Genomic DNA, 23,920 nt, shown 5'->3' with positions numbered 1-23,920 from the left:
CCCGGGGAGGAAAAACTATGCCCGCGGGTCTTGCTCAGACCTCCATCAGAACGGGCAGAATCATCGGGCTGCGCTTGGTACGCCGGTAGATATAGCTGCTGAGAGCCTCGCGCATCCGGGTCTTGACGCTGTTCCAGTCGCGGACGTGCTCCTCGACACAGCGGTTCAGAGCCATCTCGACGGTGCTCTGGGCGCCGTCCATCAGGCTTTCGTTTTCACGCACATAGACAAAGCCGCGGCTCACCAGGTCGGGCCCGGCCAGGACTTTGCCGGTCTTGCTGTCCACGGTGGCCACAATGATGACCAGGCCGTCCTCGGACAGGTGCTTGCGGTCCCGCAGGACCACATTGCCCACGTCGCCCACGCCCAGGCCGTCCACCATCACGGCGCCGGCGGTCACCGGGTCGCCCAGTTTGATCTCGTCCTGGGTCAGGATGACGTTGGAGCCGTTCTCGGCGATGAGGATATTGCTGTGGGGGATGCCCAGGCTGGCCGCCGTCAGGGCATGCTTTTTCAGCTGCTTGTACTCGCCGTGGACCGGCAGGAAGTACTTGGGCTTGGTCAGGGTGAGCATCAGTTTCTGCTCCTCCTGGCAGGCGTGGCCCGACACGTGCACGTCGTACATGCTCTCGTAGATGACCTCGGCCCCCAGCATCAGCAGGCCGTTGACAATCTTGGTGACGCTCTTTTCGTTGCCGGGGATGGGGTTGGCCGAGATGATGATGAAGTCGCCCGGGCCCACCCGCACCTGGCGGTGGCTGCAGGAAGCCATCCGGGACAAAGCGCTCAAAGGCTCGCCCTGGCTGCCGGTGGTAATCAGCACCACTTCCTCGGGGGCGTATCGGTTCAGCTCCTCAATGTTGATGAGGGTGCCGTCGGGGATGTGCATATAGCCCAGCTCCTGGGCCATGGCGGTATTATTCACCATGCTGCGGCCGCTGAAAGCCACCTTGCGGCCCTCCTGGACCGCCAGGTCGATGATCTGCTGGATGCGGTAGATATTGGACGCAAAGGTGGCAATGATGATCCGCTTGTTCCGGGCCTGGGTGAACAGGTTGTGGACGCCGGCGGCCACCTTCTGTTCGGTGGCGGTGAAGCCGGGGCGCTCGGCGTTGGTGGAATCACTCAGCAGGGCCAGCACGCCGCGGCGGCCGTATTCGGCCAGGGTGGTCAGATCGGTGGGGCCGCAGGCCAGCGGGGTGTAGTCGATCTTGAAGTCGCCGGTCTGGATGATGACGCCCGCCGGGCTGTCGATGGCAAAGCCCACCGAATCGGGGATGGAGTGGTTGACGTGGATGGGCTCCACCGTGAAGCAGCCCAGACGCAGCTTCTGCTTGGGGGTGATCTCCACAAAGTGGGTGCGGCCCGCCAGGTTGAACTCCTCCAGCTTGTTGCGGATGAGGCCCAGGGTCAGCTTGGTGCCGTACACCGGCAGGTCCATCTTCTGCAGCAGGTAGGGAATGCTGCCGATGTGGTCCTCATGGCCGTGGGTAATCAGCAGGCCCTTGATCTTGTCCTTATTCTGCAGCACAAAGGTGAAGTCGGGGATGACCATATCCACGCCGTACATCTCGCTGTCGGGGAAAACCAAGCCGCAGTCCACGATAATCATATCGCCGCAGCACTCGTAGACGGTCATATTCTTGCCCACTTCTCCCAGGCCGCCCAGAGGATAAATGTGGATGGGCACGCGGGTGCCGCCCTTCTGGACGTTCTGAGGACGCCGGGGGCGCCGGGTATACATGGGGCGGCGGGGGCGCTGGGTCCGGCCCTCACCGCTGGAATTGTTCCGTCTTGCGTTGCTGGACGGGCTGCCCGTATTCTCTTTTGCCTGTGCCATTTGTACCTCCAAAACAAATGCGGCAGGGTATCTTACCCATGCCGACGGGGAGGCCGCGGCATTCTGCCCGGTCTCCGGTAAACAATCGTATTATAAAAAGCCGGTCTCCGGCTCTATGATCTTTTTTGTGATCGGTGAGATCTTTTTTGCCCCCGGGGCCTTGGGTCAGCCTGCACGGTCCATCTGCTCAATGCGACCGCGGCCAGCCCCCGGGATGGCAGGCGCATGCTGTACATGCACCCTTCCGCGCGTTCTATTTGGAACAATTATAGTATCTGCACCCGCTTTTGTCAATTCAAGCTTGGGCGACGCAGTCACCAAATATACCACCCCTGGGAGCATACAGGGCGGCCCGGGAGGCAAAATGCATCGTATGTGCGACAAAGCCCCGGGGCGGAGCGGATGTTTTTTCCAAAAATGCCCAGCGGCTCCCCTGCCCCCCGCTGCGGCCCCGGCCCGCGGCCTGTGCATTTGGGCTTGACAGAACGGGTCCGGTGCCTCTAATATAAGAGGTAGAATGCTCTTTACGTTTTGCAGGAGAACAGGATGAAAAAGGTTGAGATCTACACCGACGGCGCCTGCAGCGGCAACCCCGGCCCGGGCGGCTGGGGAGCGGTTCTGCGGTACCGCAGCGGCGAAAAAGTCTATGAAAAGGAACTGAGCGGCGGGGACGCCGCCACCACCAACAACCGGATGGAGCTGACAGCCTTCATCGAGGCGCTGGGCCTGCTGAAAGAGCCCTGCGAGGTGCGCTACTGTTCCGACAGCCAGTATGTCATCAACGGGCTGGAAAAGGGCTGGGCCAAATCCTGGCGGGCCCGGGGCTGGAAAAAGGCCGACAAGTCCCCCGCGCTGAACGCCGACCTGTGGGCCAAGGCGCTGGAGCTGGCTGAAAAACACACCATCACCTACATCTGGGTGAAGGGCCACGCAGGGCACCCCGAAAATGAGCGGTGCGACCAGCTGGCCGTAGCCCAGAGCAAAGCACATGGCGGGAGGCAGAATTGACATGAACGACGCATTTTTGCCCGGCAACGGGTTCGACACCTACGAGGAGCAGGACAAGGTCCTGGTGGGGATGAGCGGAGGGGTGGACTCCAGCGTGACGGTGCGGGTGCTGCAGCAGCAGGGCTTCGCAGTGACCGGCGCGGTGATCCGCTTCTCCGACGCCCACGCCGGGGCGGTGGAGGCTGCCCAGCGGGCCGCCCAGCAGATGGGCATCGAATGCCTGGTGCTGGACGCCCAGGAGCTGTTTGAGCGGGAAGTGGTGACCCCCTTCTGCGCCGACTACTGCGCCGGCCGCACCCCCAATCCCTGCGTCCGCTGCAATCCGGCGGTAAAATTCACCGCCCTGCTGGCGGCCGCCGACCGTCTGGGCATCCAGTACATCGCCACCGGCCATTATGCCCGGGTGGAGGTGGACGCCGACGGCGTCAGCCGGATTCACCTGCCCGAAAGCATTGCCCGGGACCAGAGCTACATGCTCAGCCGGCTGGACCAGGCGGTCCTCAGCCGTCTGATTCTGCCTCTGGGCGAATTTGAAAAGGACGACGTCCGGGAAATGGCCCGGGACTTCGGCCTGGACTGTGCCGATGCCCCCGACAGCATGGAGATCTGCTTCATTCCCAGCGGGGACTACGCCGCCTACATCGAGGAGCGGGGCCTGTCCGGCAAGGCCGGACGGTTCATCTCCCCCGACGGGGAGGACCTGGGCCCCCACAAGGGTGTCCTCCACTACACGGTGGGCCAGCGCAAGGGCCTGGGCATCGCCCTGGGCGAGCCGGTGTTCATCCGCTCTATCCTGGACAACGGCGACATTCAGCTGGCCCGGGCCGGAGAGGAATATTTCACCACCGTGACGGTGGCCGACCTGGTCACCCCCGACGGCGCTCCCCTGCCCGCCGGAACCTATCAGGTCAAGGTCCGCAGCGCCGCCAAGGCCCAGCCCGCCCGCTTCGACGGGGAGGCTGTCCTGGTCTTTGAGGAGCCGGTGCGGGCCCCTGCGCCCGGCCAGACCGCCGCCTTCTATCAGGACGGCGCCGTGGTGGGCAGCGGCTTCATCCTGCGGGCCGAATAACCCGCCGGCATCCAAAACACATCAAAAAAGAACCCCGCCGCTTCCGGACCGAACCGGGCGGCGGGGTTCTTTTCACACTTTCTTATTCCTGCGATCAGGCCTGGGGCGGGTTCACAATACTCCGCCAGTCGAGGTCGCCGCGCTCCAGACCGTGGATCAGCACCTCGGCGGTAGCGATGTTGGTCGCCATCGGAATATTATGTACGTCGCACAGACGCAGCAGGGTCATTTCATTGGGTTCGCTGGGCTTGGCATTGATCGGGTCCCGGAAGAAGATGAGCAGGTCAATCTCATTGCAAGCAATGCGGGCCGCGATCTGTTGGTCACCGCCCTGTTTGCCCGACAGAAACCGCTTGACCGGCAGACCGGTGGACTCGGCAATCAATTTGCCGGTTGTTCCGGTGGCCACAAGCTGGTTCTGGCTGAGGATACGGCAATACGCCGTACAGAACTGCACCATCAATTCCTTTTTAGAGTCATGTGCGATCAGCGCAATCGTCATCCGTATCCATCTCCTTTGCCTAGACTCAAAATCAATACCAATCAAATATGCTGCCATTCCAATCATAATGTTACCACATTTTTCTCAGAATAGCAACCGTTTTTATACAGAACCTTCAATTTTTTTTAGAATGAGACGAGATTTTTCCTACAGATACGAAAAATTCTTTTATTTTTGTATCCATCACTCCAGCAGCTGACCCTCCTGAACAGGGGTCATTCCGTTGGAACGCTCGAAGAAATAGGCGTTGAAAATATCCGCCACCAGCTCGCCGGTACGGGAACCGCCGCCGCCGTATTCCACCACGATGCCCACCGCAATCTGGGGGTCCTCCACCGGGCCATAGGCGATGATGGTGGAGTTGGTGTAGTAGCTGCCCGAAGGGGTCTTTTCGCTGCGCTGGGGGGTGCCGGTCTTGCAGGCGATGGTGTAGGGGTAGTTGGCCAGGCCGGCAACGGTCTGGGCCGCGCCCACCATGCCCTCTTCCACGATATCAAAAGCGCCCACGTCGTCCTCAATGATCTCCACGATCTCGGGCTCCACCTCTTCCAGCACCTCGCCGGTGTTGGTGTCCAGCAGGGCCTTCACAAAGTGGGTCCGGTAGCGGACGCCCTTGTTGGCGATGGTGGCGGCATAGGTTGCCAGCTGCACCGGAGTGACCACCGTGTTGCCCTGGCCGATGGCGGCCTGGACTTCCAGAGAGGCGGTGTAGTTGGAGTCCTCCTTGGTGGTCAGGCGGCCGGTGGACTCGCTGACCTCCACGCCGGTAGGCGTGCCCAGGCCCAGGCGATAGGCGTAGTCATCGTACACATCGCTGGTAAGCCGGCGGCCCACGTCGTAGAAGAAGATATTGCAGCTCCACTTGATGGCGGTCACCACGTCGATGTTGCCGCTGTGGCCGTGACGGGTACAGCGGGGGTGGTAATCGCTGAAGTAGTTGTAAACGCCGTTGCAGTAGACGGTGCTGTTGCGGTCAATGAGCCCGCTGATGAGGGCAGCCACCGCCACCGAGGGCTTATAGGTGGAACCAGGGGTATACAGGCCCTGCAGCGCCCGGTTGTACAGGGGCAGGCCGGGGTCGGCGCTGTACGCGCTGTACTGGGTGCTGTAGAGGTTCTGGTCGTAGCTGGGATAGTTGGAGCAGGCCAGGATTCCACCGGTCTTGACGTCGATGACCACCACTGCGCCGGCGCTGGCGTCCACGTTGTAGGTGGTGGCAATCTGCTGGACGTTGCGGGCCAGAGCGTCGTCCACCGCCTTCTGGAACTCGCTGTTGACGGTGAGCATCACCGTCTTGCCGGGCTCCGGCTCGGTGGTGATGCTGGTGTCGATGATGACGCCGTCGCTGTCCCGGGTGATGGTTTCAACGCCGTCCTGGCCCCGGAGCTGGTCCTCATAGGCCGACTCCAGGCCCGAGATGCCGATGACGTCGTTCATGGCGTAGCCCTTATCCCGAAGAGGATAGGTCACCTGGCCGTTTTCATCGGTGACGCGCCACATTTCGGCGGTGATTTTGCCCACCCGGCCCAGCACATGGGGCAGAATGGTGCCGTCGGTGTAGCTGCGGACGCTGGTCTCGGCAATCTCCACGCCCGGCAGAGTCAGGCTGTGTTCCTTGACGGTGGCCACGGTTTTGTCCGAGACGTTCTCGGCCAGGGTGAAGTTGTTCACGTTGGAAAAAGCTTCCTGCTCCATCTGGTAATGGATTCCTCCCAGAATCCGCTGCCAGGTGGGGTCATAGCTCTCCAGCTCGTATTTTTCAATCAGGCGGTCCATCACGTCGTTGGCGGTGGCGTACTGCTGGAGGCCCAGGGCCTCCTTCACCGCGGCAATGGCGTTCTGGTCGCTCTGGCTGGCGGGATCTCCGGTAAAGTCATAGTTCCCCGCCCCGTCGGCGTAGCTGATCAGGAGGCCGTCGTTCCAGCTTTCGCCGTTGGCCTGCAGGATTTCCACCGCCTTGCGGATGGTCTCGTTCAGGTCGTTGTCCCCGATCAGCAGCTTGCTCAGCTCCACATTGTAGCAGGTGGTGCTGGTGGCAATCCGGCGGCCGGCGCTGTCCACAATGTCGCCCCGGGCCGCTGTGACGTTGAAGCGGTATTCGGTGGTGCTGGTGGCGCGGGCGGCAAACTCATCCCCATGGACCAGCTGCAAAAAGATCAGCCGCAAAACATACAGCGCAAAGACCGCCAGGGCGACAGCTATCAGCATTGCCAGGCGCCGGGTCACGATTTTATGTTCATCCATGGTGAGGGTCCCCCCTTTCGGCGTTTGGCCGGCCGCGGGCCGGGCGCTAGATGACGCCGTTGTCGATTTTAAACGTCTCGCTGGTCCACCGGACGGCCCGGTAGAGCGGCACCGACAGCACAGCGCTCATCAGGACGGTCAGCGGCACATAGCCCACAAAGCGCTCCAGCATATTGCTGTAGCCCGGCATGGCGTAATAGAACAGAAAGTCACTGCACAGCACCAGCGCCAGCGCCCCGGCAGTCACCAGGGCAAAGTTGGTCTGGGTCAGTTTGAGGTAGAGCTGGCTGGCCACCGACACCCCGAAACTCAGCATCATCAGGGCCAGGGCCAGCAGGCCCACCGTCCGGCCGGCGGTGTAATCCCACATCAGGCCGCAGACTGCGCCGAACAGCGCCCCGGAGAACTCATCCTCCCAGACGGCCACGGCCAGGGCCAGCGGCAGCAGAAAGACCGGCTTGGCCTGCCCGAACTGCAAAAATCCCGGCACAGTCTGCAGCACAGTGCAGGCCAGGAGCAGCAGAACATACAGGCCCCACTTATAAAACTGGGAGCGCCTGCGCTTGCGGCGTGATTCCATCAAAGTCCCGCCTTTCTAACGGTGATCCAAAACGGTTGGAAGCTCAGTAGTCGGTGATGATGAAGGCCTGCTTGACCCCCAGCACGTCGGCGTCGGGCTGAATCACCGCGATGACCGATGTGCCGCTGGCCTCCGGCTCGATGCTGACGATCCGCCCCACCAGGATATCCGGCGGATAGACGCCGCCCAGGCCGGTGGTGATGATCTCATCCCCCACCGACGCCATGGATTCACGGGACAGGTCGGTGAAGACGCACTGGCCCTTGGCGGCGTAGGCCGCGTCGCCGGTGAGGATGCCGTTGTCCCGGGTGCGGGACACCACGCCCGCCGCGTTGAAGCTGGGGTGCAGAATGGTCAGCACCCGGCAGCTGGTCAGGTCGGCTTCAATGACGGTGCCCAGCAGCTGGCCTTCATCGTCGATGACGGTGTCGCCCCGCTCCACCCCGTGGGCGGTGCCCTTGTCCAGAGTGAAGCCTCCAAAGGCGTCCAGAGCGTCCCGGCCGATGACAAAGGCCGAGACAAAGCTCATCTCGGGGTTATCCTCCTGGATGCCGGCCAGGTTTTTGAAGGCCTCGTTCTCGGCCTTGAGCTGGTCATAATCCACCAGCTGGCGGCGCAGCTCGGCGTTTTCGGCCCGGAGAGCCTCGTTTTCTTCCATGGTCTCGTCGATGGAAGTGTATTTTTCCCACACCGACGACACCCCGCCGCCCACCAGAGAAGCCACCTTCTGGAAGGGCGCCACCGCCACGCTCAGCAGCTCCTGCGGAGCGGCCGTCAGCCGGCCATTGGCCGCGGCATACGCCATCAGCCCGGCCAGAAAGACCGCCACCGCGATCAGAATCCTGAATTTCCAGGTCTCAAAAAAATCTTTCACGGCCCGCCTCCCCTTCACTGGGTGAAAAAGCGCGGACAGCCGGTGCCATCCGCGCTCTTGTTTTCGCTTTTATGGTTATGCCGGTTTTGGGGCCGGAATATACATCCCGGGCGCTCCGTCCGGCCCAAAGTCTTACATATGATCCCCGTCAGTGTCCAGCACGTCGTGCAGCACATCCACATGGTCCAGCACCGCGCCGGCGCCGGTGGCCACACAGTCCAGGGGGTCCTCGGCCACATGGACATCGATGCCGGTCTCGCTCTGGATCAGCTTATCCAGGCCGCGCAGCAGGGCGCCGCCGCCGGTCAGGGTGATGCCGCGGTCGATGATATCGGCGCTCAGCTCGGGCGGGGTGCGCTCCAGGGTCTCCTTGATGGCGTCGGTGATCTTGACCAGGCACTCCAGAAGGGCTTCGCGGACGTCCTCGGAGTGAACCACAATGTTCTTGGGCAGGCCGTCCACCAGGTTGCGGCCCTTGATCTCCATGGTCATCTCCTCCTCCAGCTTGTAGGCGGAGCCGATGTCGATCTTGATCTGCTCGGCGGTGCGCTCGCCGATCAGCAGATTATACTTGCGCTTGATGAAGGCGATGATGGCCTGGTCGAACATATCGCCGGCCATGCGGACGCTGCGGGAAGCCACGATGCCGCCCAGAGAGATGACGGCGATCTCGGCGGTGCCGCCGCCGATGTCCACGATCATGCTGCCGGTGGGCTCGCTGATGGGCAGCCCTGCGCCGATGGCGGCGGCCATGGGCTCCTCGATCACCGACACCTGACGGGCGCCGGCCTTGAGGGTTGCCTCACGGACAGCGCGGCGCTCCACCTCGGTGACGCCCGAGGGAATGCAGATGACCACCCGGGGCCGGGCAAACAGGCTGTTGCCGCAGGCCTTCTTGAGGAAGTTCTCCAGCATGTTGGCGGTGATATCAAAATCGGCGATGACGCCGTCCTTCAGGGGACGGACCGCCACGATGCTGCCGGGGGTACGGCCGATGACTGCCTTGGCCTCGGCGCCCACGCAGCGGACCTCATCGTTGCGGGTATCCACCGCCACCACCGACGGCTCCCGCATGATGATCCCCTTGCCCTTCATATACACCAGGGTATTGGCGGTGCCCAGGTCAATCCCGATATCCTTAGACAAAAAACTCATAGCGCAGCTAACTCCTTCTAAACTCCAGTTGCCTCAATCTCCCGGCCCAGCCCGGGCCCTGCCCGCGCCTGCCGTTATCTTGGAAGATCCCTCCCGCCACAGGCGGCCGGAGGGTCCAGATGCTTTCCCTTTCCGGCGGTCTGCCCTGTTTTCAGCCCCAGGGCAGGCCAGTCCTCTCATTATTATAGTCACAAAGCCCCGTTTTCACAAGTGCTTTGACAATTTTTCCCCCTTTTTTCATCTTTGAACTGCAAGATTTTTCCCCGAAACCCGTTCCAGCAGCCGGGCCGTCCGGCTGACGGGCAGGCCCATGATGGTGTAATAGTCCCCTTCCAGCCGGTCCAGCCAGAGGGCTGCCTGGCCCTGGATGGCGTAGGCCCCGGCCTTATCAAAGGGTTCCCCGCTGGCAATGCAGCGTTCCATCTCCTCCTCGGGGATGGGGAAAAAAGTCACCTTGCATGTATCCACAAAGCTCTCGGCGGTTGTGCCGTCCGAGACGCAGACCCCGGTGTGAACCTGATGGGTCCGGCCTGACAGGGCCCGCAGCATCCGGCGGGCGTCGGCGGCGTCTTTTGGTTTGCCGAACACTTCCCCGTCCAGCTCCACCACCGTGTCGCTGCCCACCACCAGGCAGCCGGGGTTCTGGCCCGACACCGCCAGGCACTTGCCCCGGGCCAGAGCTTCGGCCAGGGCGGCGGGGGATTCGGCCTGAACCGCCCGCTCGTCAAAATCGCTGGCGCAGACCTCAAAGTCGGTGGTATACAGGCTCAGCAGTTCCCTGCGGCGGGGACTGCCGGAGGCTAAAATCAGTTTCATGATCCCGCCTCCTCACTTGCCGGTGGAGCCAAAGCCGCCCTCGCCCCGGGCGGTATCCCCCAGGGTCTCGGCCGGAACAAAGGCCGCCGTATACACCGGCGCAATGCACAGCTGGGCCACCCGCTCCCCGGGCTGGATGGTGTAGCTCTCCTGGCCCAGGTTCACCATGGGGACCTTCAGCTCGCCGCGGTAGTCGCTGTCGATAACCCCCACGCCATTGGCCATGCACAGGCCATGCTTGATGGACAGGCCGCTGCGGGCGTACACCAGGGCCACCGTCTCGGGGCCGGGCAGCTCGATGGCCAGGCCGGTGGGGACCAGGGCCCGCTCCATGGGGGCCAGGGTCATGGGTGCATCCAGCACCGCACACAGATCGGCGGCAGCCGCTCCGGCGGTGGCATAGGCGGGCACATGGGCCCGGGCGTCCAGTACTTTATATTTTACAGTGACTTGCTGCATGGCAGAACATTCCTTTTCTTCTTTGATATTATATAATGTAAGGGCTGCACCCGTCCTTTTTGCGGGCGGGGCCCAGCGTCTCAGTTGGTGCCCTTGAAATACAGGCCCCGGGTGAATTCCCCGTCAAAGGGTGCGGCCTGGAGAATCTGGTCCAGAACCGCCCCGGCCTCTTCCCGGCTCTCGATGGTGAAATAGGCCACGCCGTAATCCACCGGCAGCAGGCCCGGCTTATCCCCCATATACAGGGGCACCGGGTTATAGACCGTCCGGACGCCGCCTCCGCACCGCACCGGGAACTTTTTGGCTTTCCGGTCGGTGAGGACTCCCTCCCGGCTGCAATGGGCGCAGTTGTGGATATTCTGGAGGGGGCAGGCCCGGGTGAGCATCAGGGGCATATGGCCATAGATCAGGGCCCCGGTGGGCACCGGTTTTCCCCTGTGGGTGGGGGCAATAAAGGCCATTTCGCTGTCCTTCACCTCGGGCAGCACCAGCATGGCCGACAGGCCCTGATCTGCATAGAACTGGGCCGCCAGCGGGTTGGTGAGGTTCAGGCCGATGCCGCCGGTGAGGGGCAGGCCCTGACAAATCCGCAGATGGGCAATGTTATTGGCCTCAAAGCTGGCAAAGCCCATCTCTCTGACCTCGGCCACCCGGCGCAGGGTGTCGGTTTCCATCGCGCCGAACATGGCCCGGGGCAGTTCCAGGATGGTCTTGCCCCGCAGTTCCTCGGGAACCCGGCCCGCCTCGGCGATGGGAAGAATCAGCCGCACCGGCCCATCCGAATCCAGAGCCCGCTGGGGCACCTGCTCCCACTTTTCAAACCGGGCCCAGAGCTGGGGCCGGGCAGGAGCGTTCCGCCGGGTCAGGGGCGGCAACGCCACCGCTTCCACCGGCCAGGGACGGAGGACCTCCCGCTTCTGGAGCAGGCTGTCCAGGGCGGCACGGCGCAGCTCGTTGACGGCGCTGCCCGGCAGATACCAGGGGCCGCCGTCCATCTCGATCTGGATCTCCCCCGCCTCAAAGGGGGTGCCGCCGGTCTTGGACAGGCTGCGGCGCAGGGCGTCGGCGGGATCGGTGCGGGCCGGCTGGGGCTCAGCCTCCCCGTAGGCAATGCCCCGGTTGCCCTCCGGGTCGGTGACGGTCAGCTTTTCCCCATCGGGGCTGACCTCCAGCTTCATCTGAACCGGCACCCGGGGCCGTTCCCGGCGGTAAAGTTCCCGCAGGGCCGGCAGGGTCCGGCGGGTCTGTTCGGCGTCCGCCTCGCTGCGGGTACCGAACATGGTGCCGTCGATTTTTCCATCCAGATAGCCCGAAGTAAAGCCCGAGCGGCTGAAAGCATTCTGCAGGACCTCCCGGTCGTAAGCCAGGCCGTCCCGGCCCGCCAGGCAGGCGTTGACCGCCGCCGCCACATATTCCGGCGTCCGCAGGCGGCCCTCAATCTTGGCCGAAGCCACGCCCGCCGCCTCCAGCTTGTCCAACTGGTCGATGACCGAATTGTCCTTCAGGGACAGGTGATGCGCCCTGCCGGGGCGGCCTTCGGGCAGGGGGTTGGCATCAAAAGGCAGGCGGCAGGGGCCCGCACAGGAGCCCCGGTTGCCGCTGCGGCCCCCCAGAAAGGCGGACATATAGCACTGGCCGCTCATGCTCATGCAGAGAGCGCCATGGACAAAGCACTCGGTCTCGATGCCGCAGCCCCGGGTGATCTTTTCCATCTCGGGCAGGCTCAGTTCCCGGGCCAGAATCACCCGGCTGAACCCCAGCTCGGCCATCTTGAGGGCGCCTTCCAGGGTGTGGACGCTCATCTGGGTGGAGGCGTGGCGGGGCAGGTCCGGGGCAATCCGGCGGCACAGCTCGGCCACCGCCATGTCCTGGCAGATCACCGCGTCGGCGCCGCTGGCCGCCACCGCCCGCACCGCGCCGGCCAGGTTGTCCAGCTCGCCGGCATAGACGGTGGTGTTCATCGCCACGTGCACCCGCACCCCGCGGGCATGACAAAAACGGACCGCCTCGCACAGGCTGGCGGCGTCAAAATTCCCCGCGCCGCTCCGTGCGTTGAAGCCCGCAAATCCCAGATAAACCGCGTCGGCGCCGCTGTACACGGCGGCGCGGAGCATTTCTTCACTGCCCACAGGGGCCAGGATCTCAATTCGTGCCATAGTTCTCCTCTGCTTGTGTATGGTGTGCCGCCCGGCTGCCCATCCTCTGGTTACGGCTGGCGGTCCTTGTCTTTCTCTTTGTCCTTGTCGTGGCGGCGCAGGCGGTCCAGCTGTTCCCGCAGGGCCGCCGCCTCCCGGCGCAGGGCCTCATTCTCGGCCCGGAGCTTGTCCTCCGCTGAGCGGGCCCGGGCCGCGTCGGCAATATAATCCTGAATCTGGCTGCGCATATTCTCCGCGCTGCCGGTGCTCTTCTGATATTCGTCCAGATAATCCATGGCGCAGAACACCGCCGCCTTGGTCACCGGCAGGCTGGGATTGGCCTCCATCAGCTTGCCGATGTCCCGGTCCAGCTTCTCGGCCAGGGAGGTAATGTATTTTTCGGAATCAGTGGTGGCGAAGGCGTACTGCGCCCCCGCAATGTTGACACGTACTTTGTTTACCATAGCAGCCTCGCTTTCCGTTCCTTGCAAACACCGGCCCGGTTCCCGGTTGTGCCGGTCATTTCCCGCTCAAAGCCGGGATCTTTCGGGCCAAAAAGGCAGGTTTTTACCGCCTTATTCCCGTTTCTTGTTCAGACAAGATGCGTGCGCGGGAGTTTCTCCTGCCATTTCTCCCCGAGTTTCCCCTCTGAACGGGGCGCCCCGGCACGGCAGAAGCCCTTTTGTTTGACCCTATTATAATATAATTGACCCGCAAGAGAAAGAGCCAATTTGAAATTCCTGCACTTTCAGCACAAACTTTTTCTTGAAAATATGGCGGATACGGAAAAAATACCGCTTTTCCTTGCATTCAACACGGGAAGTGATTATAATAACATTGTTGTGTTATGAACGCGGAATGAACACGGCAAGTTACCGCGGTATTTCCGTTGTTTTTTACTACAGTGTATCTGAAACGGCCATGACGCCGGAAGGCCATCTGTCGTTCCACCAGCTACAGGCTGCAGCGCCGACGCACCGCAAACTGCGGTGTGGCTGCCGCCCGGGGGAAGTCAGGCAGGCTGGAGGGCGCACAGGGCCTTTCAGCCGCACCGAAGGGCGTGCAGCTGGACATCCAGCGCCCGCAACAGGCTCTGAATGCCGCCTTTTTCATCGGCTGCGCCACCTATCTCATATGGACAGGAGATTACACGTATGACAACCAAGGAATTCTCTACCCTTCTGCAGAACAAGCTGACCAGTGAGTACGGCGTGGATCTGTCGGTTGCCTCCAACCAGCAGATTTATCGTGCTCTGGCCCTGATCTGCCGTCAGATGATGAGCGACAACTACAAGAAGTTCCAGTCGAAGGTGATCGGCACGGGCTCCAAGCAGGTGTACTATCTGTGCATGGAGTTCCTGATGGGCCGCAGCCTGAAGGTCAGCCTGCTCAATCTCGGCCTGGACAAGGTCTGCAAGGATGCACTGGCCGCCGCCGACATCAACGTCGACACCATCTATGAGGAAGAACCCGACGCAGGTCTGGGCAACGGCGGTCTGGGCCGTCTGGCTGCCTGCTATCTGGACGGCATGGCCACCACCGGCATCGGCGGCACCGGCTACTCCATCCTGTACGAGTACGGCATCTTCAAGCAGAAGATCGTGGACGGCTGGCAGCAGGAGCGCGCCGACAACTGGCTGCCCGGCGGCCAGGTCTGGCTCAAGAGCCATCCCGAGCAGGCCATTGAGGTCCGCTTTGACGGCGAAATCCGTGAGAACTGGGACCACGGCTTCCACTACGTCCAGCACATGAACTACAACAGCGTCATGGCTGTCCCCTCGGACATGTACGTCCAGGGCTACGACGGTTCCGGCGTGGCCAAGCTGCGTCTGTGGCAGGCCAAGGCTCCCGATTTCGATATGTCCAGCTTCTCGCTGGGCAACTACAGCACCGCCATGAGCAAGAGCGCATCGGCTGAGCTGATTTCCAAGGTTCTGTACCCCAACGACAACCACGTGGAGGGCAAGATTCTCCGTCTGCGCCAGCAGTACTTCCTGTCGGCTGCCTCCATCGGCGACATCGTCCAGAATCATCTGTCCACCTACGGCACCCTGGAGAACCTGCCCGACATGGTGGCCATCCAGCTGAACGACACCCACCCCACCCTGGCCATCCCCGAGATGATGCGCATCCTGCTGGATGAGTGCGGCTTCGACTGGGACAAGAGCTTCGAGATCTGCCAGAAGGTCTTCTCCTACACCAACCACACCGTCATGGCCGAGGCTCTGGAGAAGTGGAATGTGGACATCTTCAAGATGACCCTGCCCCGCATCTACCAGATCGTCTGCGAGATGGACCGCCGCTGCCGCATCGACCTGAACAAGGCATTCCCCGGCGACAAGGGCAAGATCGACTATATGGCCCTGATCGGCGACAACCAGATCCGCATGGCCAACATCTGCGCCTACACTTCCAACAGCATCAACGGCGTGTCCAAGCTGCACAGCGAGATCATCAAGCAGAGCGTCTTCCACGACTACTACCTGTACAAGCCGGCCGCCTTCAAGAACGTCACCAACGGCATCGCTTACCGCCGCTGGCTGCTGGGCGCCAACCCCGGCCTGTGCAAGCTGCTGGATGAGACCATCGGCACCGAGTACAAGCACGATGCCTCGGCTCTGAGCAAGCTGAACGCCTATGCCGGCGACAAGACCGTTCTGACCGAGCTGAACAAGATCAAGCTGGCCAACAAGCAGGAGTTCGCCAACTACCTGGCCAAGAGCACCGGCCAGGTCATCGATCCCAACTCCATCTTTGACTGCCAGGTCAAGCGGATGCACGAGTACAAGCGCCAGCACCTGAATGCGCTGAACATCGCTGCCCAGTACCTGTACCTGAAGGCCAACCCCAACGCCGACTTCATCCCCAAGACCTATATCTTCGGCGCCAAGGCAGCCCCCGGCTACTATATGGCCAAGCAGATGATCCGCATGATCTGCAAGCTGGGCGACCTGATCAACAACGATCCCGACGTCAACCAGAAGCTGCGCATTGTCTACCTGGAAGAGTACTGCGTCTCCCTGAGCGAGCACCTGATGCCCGCCTCTGAGGTCTCGGAGCAGATCTCCCTGGCCGGCACCGAGGCTTCCGGCACCGGCAACATGAAGTTCATGCTGAACGGCGCCATCACCCTGGGCACCCTGGACGGCGCCAACGTGGAGATCGCCAACGCCGCAGGCAGCGAGAATGAGATCATCTTCGGCATGCTGACCCAGGAGGTGGAGAATCTCAAGCGGGTAGGCTATCACCCCAGCTCCTTCATCACCGGCGACGACATCGCCAACGAAGTGCTGAACTTCCTGGAGCGCGGCTGGAACGGCGAGAACTTCCACGAGGTCACCTCCAACCTGTTCACCAATGACCCCTACATGGTCATGGCCGACTTCAAGGATTACCGCCGCGCCCAGAGCGACCTGCAGAAGCTCTACGCCAACCGCGAGGGCTGGGCCAAGATGAGCCTGAAGAACATCGCCAACAGCGGCATCTTCAGCGCCGACCGTTCCGTCCTGGATTACGCTCGGGACATCTGGCACGCACCCACCGTCAAGTAATCGCATTTTGAACCTTTTTGGGGGAAGTGGTCCCGCGCCCGCGCGCACATGGGGTCTGCTTCCCCCATTTCTGGTTTCTGGCGGCACGCCGGAGACCGGGACTTGATTTTGAAAGGAACGACCGACTTTGGATTGCCTGTTCAACAGCTGCGATACCTATTACAAGCGCCCCTTCGGCGCCCTGCCCGCCGGGCAGACTCTGCATCTGGCCCTCACCATCCCGGAGAATCTGGGCTATGTGGACCCCCATCTGGTCCTCCAGAAGGAGGGCCCCGGGGACCAGCCCGTCTACTACCGGATGCAGTTCGACGGCCAGACCCCCGGCCTGAACCACTTTTCGGTGGACGTCCGGGTGGAGGACGTGGGCCTGTACTTCTATTACTTTGACCTGTACACCGACTTCCGCCGGATTTTCCGGGGGAAGATGGGCGAGGGCGTCCTGTCCTGGCAGGACGGCGAGCGCTGGCAGCTCACCGTCTACGACCCGGACTTTGAGACCCCTGACTGCGTCAAGGGCGGAGTCTTTTACCAGATCTTCCCCGACCGGTTCTGCGAGGCGGTGGAAAACAAGCATATGCCCTTCTCGGACCGGATTTACCGGGCCGACAAGCACGCCGAGCCCTTCTGGCAGCCCAATGAGACCGGCGGCCACCTGAATCACGACTATTTCGGCGGCGACCTGAAGGGCATCCAGCTCAAGCTGCCTTATCTGCATCAGCTGGGGGTCACCTATATCTATCTGAACCCCATTTTCGAGGCCCACTCCAACCACCGCTACAACACCGCCAACTATCTGAACGTGGACCCCCTGCTGGGCTCCAACAAGGATTTTGAGGAGCTGTGCCAGGCTGCCGCCCGGTTCGGCATCCGCATCATCCTGGACGGCGTGTTCAGCCACACCGGCTCCGACAGCCTCTATTTCAACAAAGAGGGCCGCTACGGCAGCGGCGGCGCCTACCGGGACCCCAACTCCCCCTATCGCCCCTGGTACGATTTCTCCCCCCAGTACAACGGCGGCTACCGCAGCTGGTGGGGCTTTGACACCCTGCCCGAGGTGAACGAGGAGGAGCCCTCCTATGTGGAGTTCATCACCGGCGAGGGCGGCGTCATTGACACCTGGCTGCGCCGAGGTGCGGCAGGCTTCCGGCTGGACGTGGCCGACGAGCTGCCCGACGCCTTCATTGAGAAGATCCGGGCCGCCGTCAAGCGGGCCGGCCCCGACAAGCTGCTGATCGGCGAGGTGTGGGAGGACGCCACCACCAAATACGGTTTTGGCCACCGCCGCACCTACCTGCTGGGCAAGGGGCTGGACAGCGTCATGAACTATCCCTTCAAGAACGCTGTGCTGGACTTTGTCTGCGGCAAGCCCGCCGAGGACGCCGCCGACGAGATCCTCTCCATCTGCGAGCACTACCCCGCCCCGGCCCTCCACACCGCGCTGAACTTCCTGTCCACCCACGACACCGAGCGGGCCCTCACCGTCATTGCCGATGAGCCCGCCAACGGCCGGGGCCGGGAATGGCAGAGCGGCCGCAGCGTCACCGGCGAGGCCTATGAGGAAGGTCTGGTGCTGCTGAAGATGGCCTACGCCATCATCTTCACTTTGCCGGGCGTCCCCTGTGTCTACTACGGGGACGAAATTGGGATGCAGGGCTACCGCGACCCCTTCAACCGGGCCTTCTACCTCTGGGACAGCCACGAGGAACGGCTGCGCCCCGTCATTGCCCAGCTGGCCGAGCTGCGGAAAACCTGCGATGCTTTCCGGGAGGGAGACATCCGGGTGCTGCGGGCCGAGGGCGGCATTCTCCACTTCCAGCGGATCGGCGAATATGAGGTGGCGGAGATCATCGCCAACCGCACCGACCACATGATTGTGGAGCAGCTGTCCAGCGGCAAATTCACCGAGGTGAACCCCATGGGCTTCACCATCACGGTGGAGGAAATCGGCCACAACCCCAACCACAGCTACTACGATTACCAGTAAATGCCAGACGCGGAGGAGTGTTTCTGCCAGGAACTGGAAGAACATCCCCGCCAAAATCCAGCATTTTGCAAAAAATTGCACGCAATTTCTGCCCGGTACGCCAAAAAGCGCCGGGCTTTTTTGTATCAAATTCCAAATTTCGGTGCCGGGACTGCCCTTCCATCCAAAAACCCTTGACCTGAATAGGTAAATCGCATATGATAAAGACATGGCACCCGATCTGTGGTGCCGGTCCACCCCATAGCAAAGGAGATACTATGCTTCAGCCAATCGGGTGGCTGATCGCCACCATCGTCCTCCTGTTCGTGGAGGCCTCCACCTTCAACCTGGTGTCGGTCTGGTTCGCTGTGGGCAGCGCTGTTGCCCTGGTCAGCTGCATCTTTACCGACAGCCTCCGGGTGCAGTCGGTGATTTTTGTGGCTGTCAGCTTTGTCTGCCTGCTGGCCCTCCGGCCCCTGGCGGCCAAGCTGCGCAAGTCCCCGGTGCCCACCAACGCCGATCTGAACATCGGCCGCACCGCCACCGTTCTCACCGCCGTCACCGACGACGTGCCCGGCCGGGTGCGTCTGGACGGTGTAGACTGGAACGCCCAGGCCAAACCCGGCACCTCATTTGAACCCGGCGAACGCTGCCGCGTGGCCGAGATCCGCAGCACCCTGCTGATCGTCGAGCCCGTTCCCCTTGAGACACCCATCCACTGACAGAAAGGAGCGTACATCCATGCCCATCATGACTTTCCTGATTCTGGCCCTGATCCTTGTGGTCCTGGTCATCGTGGTCACCAACATCGTGATCGTCCCCCAGTCCACCGTATATGTGGTGGAGCGGCTGGGCGTCTATGCCGCCACCTGGGAAGCCGGCCTCCACATCAAAATCCCCTTTATGGAGCGCATCTCCAAAAAGGTCAGCCTGAAAGAGCAGGTGGGGGACTTCGCCCCCCAGCCCGTCATCACCCGCGACAACGTCACCATTCAGATTGACACGGTGGTGTTCTTCCAGGTGATGGATGCCAAGCTGTATACTTATGGCGTCAACCAGCCCATTGCCGCGCTGGAGAGCCTGTCCGCCACCACCCTGCGCAACATCATCGGCGAGATGGAGCTGGACCACACCCTGTCCAGCCGCGATATCATCAACTCCAAGATCACCGCCATCCTGGACGAGGCCACCGACAAATGGGGCATCAAGGTCAACCGCGTGGAGGTCAAGAATATCACCCCGCCGGCTGAGATCCAGGACGCCATGGAGAAGCAGATGAAGGCCGAGCGTGAAAAGCGGGCCGTCATCCTGAAGGCAGAGGGCGAAAAGCAGGCTTCCATCACCGCCGCCGAGGGCGAGCGCGAGGCCGCCATCCTGCGGGCCGACGCCGTCAAGCAGCAGCGGATTCTGGAGGCCGAGGGCCAGGCTCAGGCCATTCTGGCCATCCAGCAGGCCGAGGCCGACGCCATCCGTCTGCTGAACGAGGCCAAGCCCGAGGACAAGGTGCTGGCCCTGCGGAGCCTGGAAGCTCTGGCCAAGGTGGCCAACGGCAACGCCACCAAGATCATCATCCCCTCCGAGCTGCAGAACCTGGGCGCTGTGGTGCCCTCCATCAAGGAGCTGCTCACCGATCCCAAGTAAATCCCATCGCCTTCCCTGCCCCGGCAGCCCCGCTGCCGGGGCATTTTTGGCCCATTCGCCCGAAAAGAGCGCAAAAAATCCCCCGCATCCCGATTTGGGACGCAGGGGATTTTGTCAGTTGCAGAGATTTTCGCCGGGGTTACAGCTTCACCTCGTAGAGGTAGTTGGGAATCACCTCGCCGGTGCCTTCCTTAGTGAAGGACCCGGTGGCGATGATCTGCGCCCCCACCTTGCGGGCCAGGGCGTTGGATGCCTCATTATCCCGGGCGATGCAAACGGTGACCGCGCCGGCCCGGCGGGCCCGGGCGTAGTCGATCAGGGCCTGGACCATCTCGGTGCCATAGCCGTTGCGCTGGCGGACGGGGTCCACGGCATAGGCCAGGTCATAGCTGCGGCCATTGTTCTCGGGCTTAAAGCTGCAGGTGCCGATCCGCTCCCCGCTCTCCCGGTCCACTGCCACCAGATAGCAGCAGTCCATGGCGTCCCCCAGGGTCTCAATGGTCTTGAGGTAGGCGTCCTTGTCGGGGATATCCTCGATCCGCGGGTCGGACAGCCAACGGCCGGTGACGGCATCGTTCCACAGGCTGATGGCAAAGGGCGCATCCTCCGGCATAAAACCGCGCAGACACAGGCGCGGGGTCTCGATGGTTTCGATCTTCATACAACATCCCCTCCCGTTTCAAAGGCCTTTTGAACGTCAGTTCCCGGCAGGCACAGGCCGCATCCGCCCTCCGGCCGTCTCGCCGGAGCGGCCGGGGCCCTTACGCCTCGCCGTCTTCCTCCTCGTCCAAACCGATCAGGAACACAGCCTGCTTGATCTTGCCGCAGCCCTGGGCCTTGATGCCCACTTTATAGGGCTCTCCGGCCAGGAACAGGGCGAACCGCCCCTCCGACAGCATGCCGGCGGCACTGGTGGGAGCGCTGCCATAGGCCGGCGCATCTCCATCGGCCGGCTTTTTGACCGAGAAGTCCCCCAGCGAGACCTCAAACATCTCGCTGCCCACCAGGTCGGTCACCAGGGTCAGGGTATTTTCGCGGCAGGCGAAATCCACCTTTTCCCCCGGCTGCGGGGTCATGGTGCGCACCTCCACCGCCACGTCGTCCCCGCTGATGCGGGTACGGCCCTCGGTCAGGGTGGTGATATCGCGGGCCATGATGTACTCGATGGCGGCGTCCAGATTGCTGCTCATGCCCAGATAGTTGGGCAGGTTGTTCAGGGTATCAAAAATCATGGTATCCTCCGTTCCTTCCAGAGCGCGCCGCCCTGCGGGCGCTCTATGGGCCAGTATAGCATAAAAACCGACCCGTTTCAACGTTCATTCATCACAAAAAACCGGGCCTTTCCCTGTCGCTGTGCGCGGTGCGGCCGGGCAGACGGGCGGATTTTGGGGCAAAAAGACCGGCAGAGCCCGCACCGGATGCAGCGCCCTGCCGGGAAGATGTTTTACTTGCTCAGGGAGAGGATGGCCTCTTTGATCCGCTGGGCGGCCAGACGGGTCTTTTCGGCGTCGCCGAAGGCGGTCAGGCGGAAGTAACCCTCGCCGCAGCTGCCGAAGCCCACGCCCGGGGTGCCCACCACGCCGGCATTCTCCAGCAGCCAGTCAAAGAACTGCCAGCTGTCCATGTTGCCGGGGCAGCGCATCCAGATATAGGGGCTGTTGTGGCCGCCGCAGTACCAGACGCCGCACTCGTTCAGGGCATCGGCGATGACCTTGGCGTTCTGACGGTAGTAGTCCAGGTTGGCCTGGATTTCCGCCATGCCCTCCTCGGTGAAGATGGCTGCGGCGCCCCGCTGGACGATATAGGGCACGCCGTTGAACTTGGTGGTCTGGCGGCGGAGCCAGAGCTTGTTCAGGTTCATGCCCTCCCGCTCCAGCTGGTGAGGCACCACGGTATAGCCGCAGCGGGTGCCGGTGAAGCCGGCGATCTTGGAGAAGGAGCAGATCTCGATGGCGCACTCCCGGGCGCCCTCCACCTCGAAGATGCTGCGGGCCAGGCCTTCCTCCGACACAAAGCACTCATAGGCGGCGTCGTAGAGGATCACAGCGTCATTGGCCTTGGCGTAGTCCACCCACTGCTTGAGCTGGTCCCGGTTGTAGGCGGCGCCGGTGGGGTTGTTGGGGCTGCAGATATAGATGATGTCGGCCTTGACCGAGGGATCGGGCATGGCCAGGAAGCCATTGGCCTCGCTGGTGGGGGCGTAGACAATCCTGCGGCCGTCGGTGACGTTGTCGTCTACATAGGTGGGATAGACGGGATCGGGCACCAGGACGGTGTTGTCGGTGTCGAACAGGCCCAGCACATTGGCCAGGTCGCTCTTGGCGCCGTCGCTGATGAGGATTTCGTCGGCCTCCAGCTGGACGCCGCGCTGGGCGTAGTAGCTCTGGACGGCTTTCTGCAGGAAGTCATAGCCCTGCTCGGGGCCATAGCCGTGGAAGCCCTCGGCGGTGCCCATCTCACGGACGGCCTCCTCCATGGCCTTGACCACGCTCTTGGCCAGGGGACGGGTCACGTCGCCGATGCCCAGGCGGATAATCTCCTTGTCGGGGTGAGCCTGCTGGAAGGCGGCGATCCGGTGGTTGATGTCCACAAACAGATAGCTGGCCTTCAGCTCGTTGTAGTGCTGATTCATCTTCATGGTCGTTTCTTCCTCTCTTTTGTTTCAGACTTCGGTTACGCCCTCACAGACGGTGACGGCGGGGCCGGTCATCCGCAGCTGCTGGTCCTCCAGCACCCGGATGATGAGCTCACCGCCCCGCAGCAGGACGTGGATATCCTCCCCCGCCGGGACCAGACCCAGCTCGGTCAGGGCTGCCACCGTGGCACAGGCCCCGGTGCCGCAGGCCCAGGTCTCGCCGCTGCCCCGCTCCCACACCCGCATTTTGACGCGGCAGGGGTCCAGCAGCTGGACAAACTCGGTGTTGATCTGCTGGGGGAAGTTGGGATGCTTCTCAAAGGACGGGCCGATGGCCTCCAGGTTCAGGGCGTCCACGTCCTCCACCACCGTCACACAGTGGGGGTTGCCCACACTGATGCAGGTGACCTGCCAGCTCTGGCCGGCGGCCTCCAGGGTGCAGCGGACCAGGGGTCCCTCCCCCATGTTCACGGCGGGCAGGTCCGCCGCCATGGCGCTGTAGCGGCCCATCTCCACCTGCCACAGCCCCGGGCCGCAGCGGCGCATCTGCTTTTGCCCGCTGAGGGTGTCGATGCGCAGGAGATCCTTGCCGGCGCAGGCCGGCTCATGGGTGTACAGCCACTGGGCCACGCAGCGGATGCCGTTGCCGCACATCATCCCTTCGCTGCCGTCGGCGTTGAAGATCCGCATGGTGGCGTCGGCGTCCGGAGACTGGGGTGCGCAGATACAGATCACGCCGTCCCCGCCAATGGAGAACCGGCGGGCCGACAGTTTCCGGGCCAGGCCGGCGATGTCCTCCGGCAGGCCGGCGGCGCGGCAGTCCAGGTAGATATAATCGTTGGCACAGCCCTGCATCTTGGTAAAGGCCAGCTTCATAGTATCCCTCCCATTGGGTTTGTATCTTTTATCATTATAATGAACCCGGGCCCGTCTGACAAGCACAAAGACGTGTTTTGACCAATTTTCCTGCCCTCTCCCATGGAATCTTAAAACAGGGCTTGACAACAGTGTGGCCTTACGCTATAAAGTAAGAGGAACTTTTGTGCACAGCGGCCCCGGCGGCCGCCGCAGAATTCATAAAAGGAGAGAATGTACGATTATGGAGAATACGTTTGAGAAGATTCGCGGCTTCCTGGCCGAGCAGCTGGGCGTCGAGCCCGAGAAGATCACCATGGACAGCGATCTGCTGAACGATTTCGAGGCCGACAGCCTGGACATCGTGGACATGGTCATGACGCTGGAGGATGAGTTTGGGATCGAGGTACCCGACGACGCCATCGAGAACCTGCACACCGTCGGGGACGTGGTCCGGTACGTTGACAGCCAGCTGGCGTAAACTGCGCTGTTCAGTTCCCGCTTTTGGGGGTTGACCCCGCCGGGCGGGAGCTTTTTATTTACGGGCTCGTGCGGAACGCCGCTGCGTTTGGCGCACGGCCTATGAGGAGGAT

21 protein-coding genes are annotated in these 23,920 nt (G+C 62.4%); 7 read left to right on the top strand and 14 right to left on the bottom strand.

Annotated features, from left to right (window positions below):
• Window positions 1–34: 34 nt before the first annotated feature.
• A complete protein-coding gene (locus B5G28_RS00960) occupies window positions 35–1,840 on the bottom strand; it encodes a ribonuclease J (RefSeq protein WP_087245508.1) in 1,806 nt (601 codons plus the stop codon).
• Between the two features lie 546 nt (window positions 1,841–2,386).
• Here B5G28_RS00960 and rnhA point away from each other — a divergent pair.
• Together rnhA and mnmA are read left to right on the top strand one after the other, a co-directional pair.
• On the top strand, window positions 2,387–2,848 hold the full coding sequence (rnhA, locus tag B5G28_RS00955; RefSeq protein ID WP_087245506.1) for a ribonuclease HI: 462 nt from the start codon (window positions 2,387–2,389) through the stop codon (window positions 2,846–2,848).
• A gap of 1 nt (window position 2,849) precedes the next feature.
• Complete coding sequence (gene mnmA, locus B5G28_RS00950) at window positions 2,850–3,917, top strand: tRNA 2-thiouridine(34) synthase MnmA (protein WP_087245504.1); 1,068 nt, start codon at window positions 2,850–2,852, stop codon at window positions 3,915–3,917.
• Window positions 3,918–4,011: 94 nt separating this feature from the next.
• Here the strand turns inward: mnmA and mgsA are convergent, their stop codons facing one another.
• The 9 genes from mgsA to B5G28_RS00905 form a co-directional block, all read right to left on the bottom strand.
• Window positions 4,012–4,419, bottom strand: a complete 408-nt coding sequence (gene mgsA, locus B5G28_RS00945; protein ID WP_087245502.1) for a methylglyoxal synthase — start codon at window positions 4,417–4,419, stop codon at window positions 4,012–4,014.
• A gap of 183 nt (window positions 4,420–4,602) precedes the next feature.
• Window positions 4,603–6,663, bottom strand: coding sequence for a penicillin-binding transpeptidase domain-containing protein (locus tag B5G28_RS00940; protein ID WP_087245499.1), 2,061 nt, complete (start codon window positions 6,661–6,663; stop codon window positions 4,603–4,605).
• Window positions 6,664–6,709: 46 nt separating this feature from the next.
• Window positions 6,710–7,243, bottom strand: coding sequence for a rod shape-determining protein MreD (mreD, locus tag B5G28_RS00935; protein WP_087245497.1), 534 nt, complete (start codon window positions 7,241–7,243; stop codon window positions 6,710–6,712).
• Window positions 7,244–7,286: 43 nt separating this feature from the next.
• Window positions 7,287–8,117, bottom strand: a complete 831-nt coding sequence (gene mreC / locus B5G28_RS00930; RefSeq protein WP_242956736.1) for a rod shape-determining protein MreC — start codon at window positions 8,115–8,117, stop codon at window positions 7,287–7,289.
• Window positions 8,118–8,249: 132 nt separating this feature from the next.
• Window positions 8,250–9,272 carry a rod shape-determining protein gene (locus tag B5G28_RS00925; protein WP_087245495.1) on the bottom strand — a complete coding sequence of 341 codons (1,023 nt, stop codon included), beginning with the start codon at window positions 9,270–9,272 and terminating at the stop codon, window positions 8,250–8,252.
• A 237-nt stretch (window positions 9,273–9,509) separates the two neighbouring features.
• Window positions 9,510–10,091, bottom strand: coding sequence for a Maf family protein (locus tag B5G28_RS00920; protein ID WP_087245493.1), 582 nt, complete (start codon window positions 10,089–10,091; stop codon window positions 9,510–9,512).
• Window positions 10,092–10,100: 9 nt separating this feature from the next.
• A complete protein-coding gene (dut, locus tag B5G28_RS00915) occupies window positions 10,101–10,547 on the bottom strand; it encodes a dUTP diphosphatase (protein WP_087245491.1) in 447 nt (148 codons plus the stop codon).
• Window positions 10,548–10,627: 80 nt separating this feature from the next.
• On the bottom strand, window positions 10,628–12,703 hold the full coding sequence (locus B5G28_RS00910) for a U32 family peptidase (protein ID WP_087245488.1): 2,076 nt from the start codon (window positions 12,701–12,703) through the stop codon (window positions 10,628–10,630).
• A 50-nt stretch (window positions 12,704–12,753) separates the two neighbouring features.
• On the bottom strand, window positions 12,754–13,146 hold the full coding sequence (locus tag B5G28_RS00905) for a cell division protein ZapA (protein ID WP_087245486.1): 393 nt from the start codon (window positions 13,144–13,146) through the stop codon (window positions 12,754–12,756).
• 690 nt (window positions 13,147–13,836) lie between these two features.
• Here B5G28_RS00905 and B5G28_RS00900 point away from each other — a divergent pair.
• The 4 genes from B5G28_RS00900 (at window position 13,837) to B5G28_RS00885 (ending at window position 19,837) form a co-directional block, all read left to right on the top strand.
• Entirely contained in the window at window positions 13,837–16,233 is a 2,397-nt protein-coding gene (locus tag B5G28_RS00900) for a glycogen/starch/alpha-glucan phosphorylase (RefSeq protein ID WP_087245484.1), read from the top strand.
• Window positions 16,234–16,360: 127 nt separating this feature from the next.
• Window positions 16,361–18,217, top strand: coding sequence for a glycoside hydrolase family 13 protein (locus B5G28_RS00895; protein WP_087245482.1), 1,857 nt, complete (start codon window positions 16,361–16,363; stop codon window positions 18,215–18,217).
• Window positions 18,218–18,474: 257 nt separating this feature from the next.
• Entirely contained in the window at window positions 18,475–18,918 is a 444-nt protein-coding gene (locus B5G28_RS00890; RefSeq protein WP_087245480.1) for an NfeD family protein, read from the top strand.
• A gap of 19 nt (window positions 18,919–18,937) precedes the next feature.
• Complete coding sequence (locus B5G28_RS00885) at window positions 18,938–19,837, top strand: SPFH domain-containing protein (protein ID WP_204228788.1); 900 nt, start codon at window positions 18,938–18,940, stop codon at window positions 19,835–19,837.
• Between the two features lie 139 nt (window positions 19,838–19,976).
• Here B5G28_RS00885 and B5G28_RS00880 read toward each other — a convergent pair whose 3' ends face one another.
• The 4 genes from B5G28_RS00880 to dapF all read right to left on the bottom strand — a co-directional run bounded on the left by B5G28_RS00880 (window position 19,977) and on the right by dapF (window position 23,348).
• Window positions 19,977–20,498, bottom strand: a complete 522-nt coding sequence (locus tag B5G28_RS00880; RefSeq protein ID WP_087245478.1) for a GNAT family N-acetyltransferase — start codon at window positions 20,496–20,498, stop codon at window positions 19,977–19,979.
• A 100-nt stretch (window positions 20,499–20,598) separates the two neighbouring features.
• Window positions 20,599–21,069, bottom strand: coding sequence for a YhcH/YjgK/YiaL family protein (locus B5G28_RS00875; RefSeq protein WP_087245476.1), 471 nt, complete (start codon window positions 21,067–21,069; stop codon window positions 20,599–20,601).
• Window positions 21,070–21,281: 212 nt separating this feature from the next.
• A complete protein-coding gene (locus B5G28_RS00870; protein WP_087245474.1) occupies window positions 21,282–22,475 on the bottom strand; it encodes an LL-diaminopimelate aminotransferase in 1,194 nt (397 codons plus the stop codon).
• Between the two features lie 24 nt (window positions 22,476–22,499).
• Window positions 22,500–23,348, bottom strand: coding sequence for a diaminopimelate epimerase (dapF, locus tag B5G28_RS00865; protein ID WP_087245472.1), 849 nt, complete (start codon window positions 23,346–23,348; stop codon window positions 22,500–22,502).
• Window positions 23,349–23,571: 223 nt separating this feature from the next.
• Between dapF and acpP the strand changes: the two genes are divergently transcribed.
• A complete protein-coding gene (gene acpP, locus B5G28_RS00860; RefSeq protein ID WP_087245470.1) occupies window positions 23,572–23,808 on the top strand; it encodes an acyl carrier protein in 237 nt (78 codons plus the stop codon).
• Window positions 23,809–23,920: the final 112 nt, after the last annotated feature.

Origin of the sequence: Faecalibacterium sp. An77, from assembly GCF_002161315.1 — a bacterium.
GTDB lineage: Bacteria > Bacillota > Clostridia > Oscillospirales > Ruminococcaceae > Faecalibacterium.
The sequence above is the reverse complement of the archived record's forward strand: the minus strand, read 5'-3'. Positions and strand labels throughout refer to the sequence as shown.

What these genes read in the sequence shown, in the direction of transcription:
- B5G28_RS00960 (WP_087245508.1), bottom strand. Translation starts at nt 1,840, where the DNA reads ATGGCACAGGCAAAAGAGAATACGGGCAGCCCGTCCAGCAACGCAAGA.
- rnhA (WP_087245506.1), top strand. Translation starts at nt 2,387, where the DNA reads ATGAAAAAGGTTGAGATCTACACCGACGGCGCCTGCAGCGGCAACCCC.
- mnmA (WP_087245504.1), top strand. Translation starts at nt 2,850, where the DNA reads ATGAACGACGCATTTTTGCCCGGCAACGGGTTCGACACCTACGAGGAG.
- mgsA (WP_087245502.1), bottom strand. Translation starts at nt 4,419, where the DNA reads ATGACGATTGCGCTGATCGCACATGACTCTAAAAAGGAATTGATGGTG.
- B5G28_RS00940 (WP_087245499.1), bottom strand. Translation starts at nt 6,663, where the DNA reads ATGGATGAACATAAAATCGTGACCCGGCGCCTGGCAATGCTGATAGCT.
- mreD (WP_087245497.1), bottom strand. Translation starts at nt 7,243, where the DNA reads ATGGAATCACGCCGCAAGCGCAGGCGCTCCCAGTTTTATAAGTGGGGC.
- B5G28_RS00925 (WP_087245495.1), bottom strand. Translation starts at nt 9,272, where the DNA reads ATGAGTTTTTTGTCTAAGGATATCGGGATTGACCTGGGCACCGCCAAT.
- dut (WP_087245491.1), bottom strand. Translation starts at nt 10,547, where the DNA reads ATGCAGCAAGTCACTGTAAAATATAAAGTACTGGACGCCCGGGCCCAT.
- B5G28_RS00910 (WP_087245488.1), bottom strand. Translation starts at nt 12,703, where the DNA reads ATGGCACGAATTGAGATCCTGGCCCCTGTGGGCAGTGAAGAAATGCTC.
- B5G28_RS00905 (WP_087245486.1), bottom strand. Translation starts at nt 13,146, where the DNA reads ATGGTAAACAAAGTACGTGTCAACATTGCGGGGGCGCAGTACGCCTTC.
- B5G28_RS00900 (WP_087245484.1), top strand. Translation starts at nt 13,837, where the DNA reads ATGACAACCAAGGAATTCTCTACCCTTCTGCAGAACAAGCTGACCAGT.
- B5G28_RS00890 (WP_087245480.1), top strand. Translation starts at nt 18,475, where the DNA reads ATGCTTCAGCCAATCGGGTGGCTGATCGCCACCATCGTCCTCCTGTTC.
- B5G28_RS00885 (WP_204228788.1), top strand. Translation starts at nt 18,938, where the DNA reads ATGCCCATCATGACTTTCCTGATTCTGGCCCTGATCCTTGTGGTCCTG.
- B5G28_RS00880 (WP_087245478.1), bottom strand. Translation starts at nt 20,498, where the DNA reads ATGAAGATCGAAACCATCGAGACCCCGCGCCTGTGTCTGCGCGGTTTT.
- B5G28_RS00875 (WP_087245476.1), bottom strand. Translation starts at nt 21,069, where the DNA reads ATGATTTTTGATACCCTGAACAACCTGCCCAACTATCTGGGCATGAGC.
- B5G28_RS00870 (WP_087245474.1), bottom strand. Translation starts at nt 22,475, where the DNA reads ATGAAGATGAATCAGCACTACAACGAGCTGAAGGCCAGCTATCTGTTT.
- dapF (WP_087245472.1), bottom strand. Translation starts at nt 23,348, where the DNA reads ATGAAGCTGGCCTTTACCAAGATGCAGGGCTGTGCCAACGATTATATC.
- acpP (WP_087245470.1), top strand. Translation starts at nt 23,572, where the DNA reads ATGGAGAATACGTTTGAGAAGATTCGCGGCTTCCTGGCCGAGCAGCTG.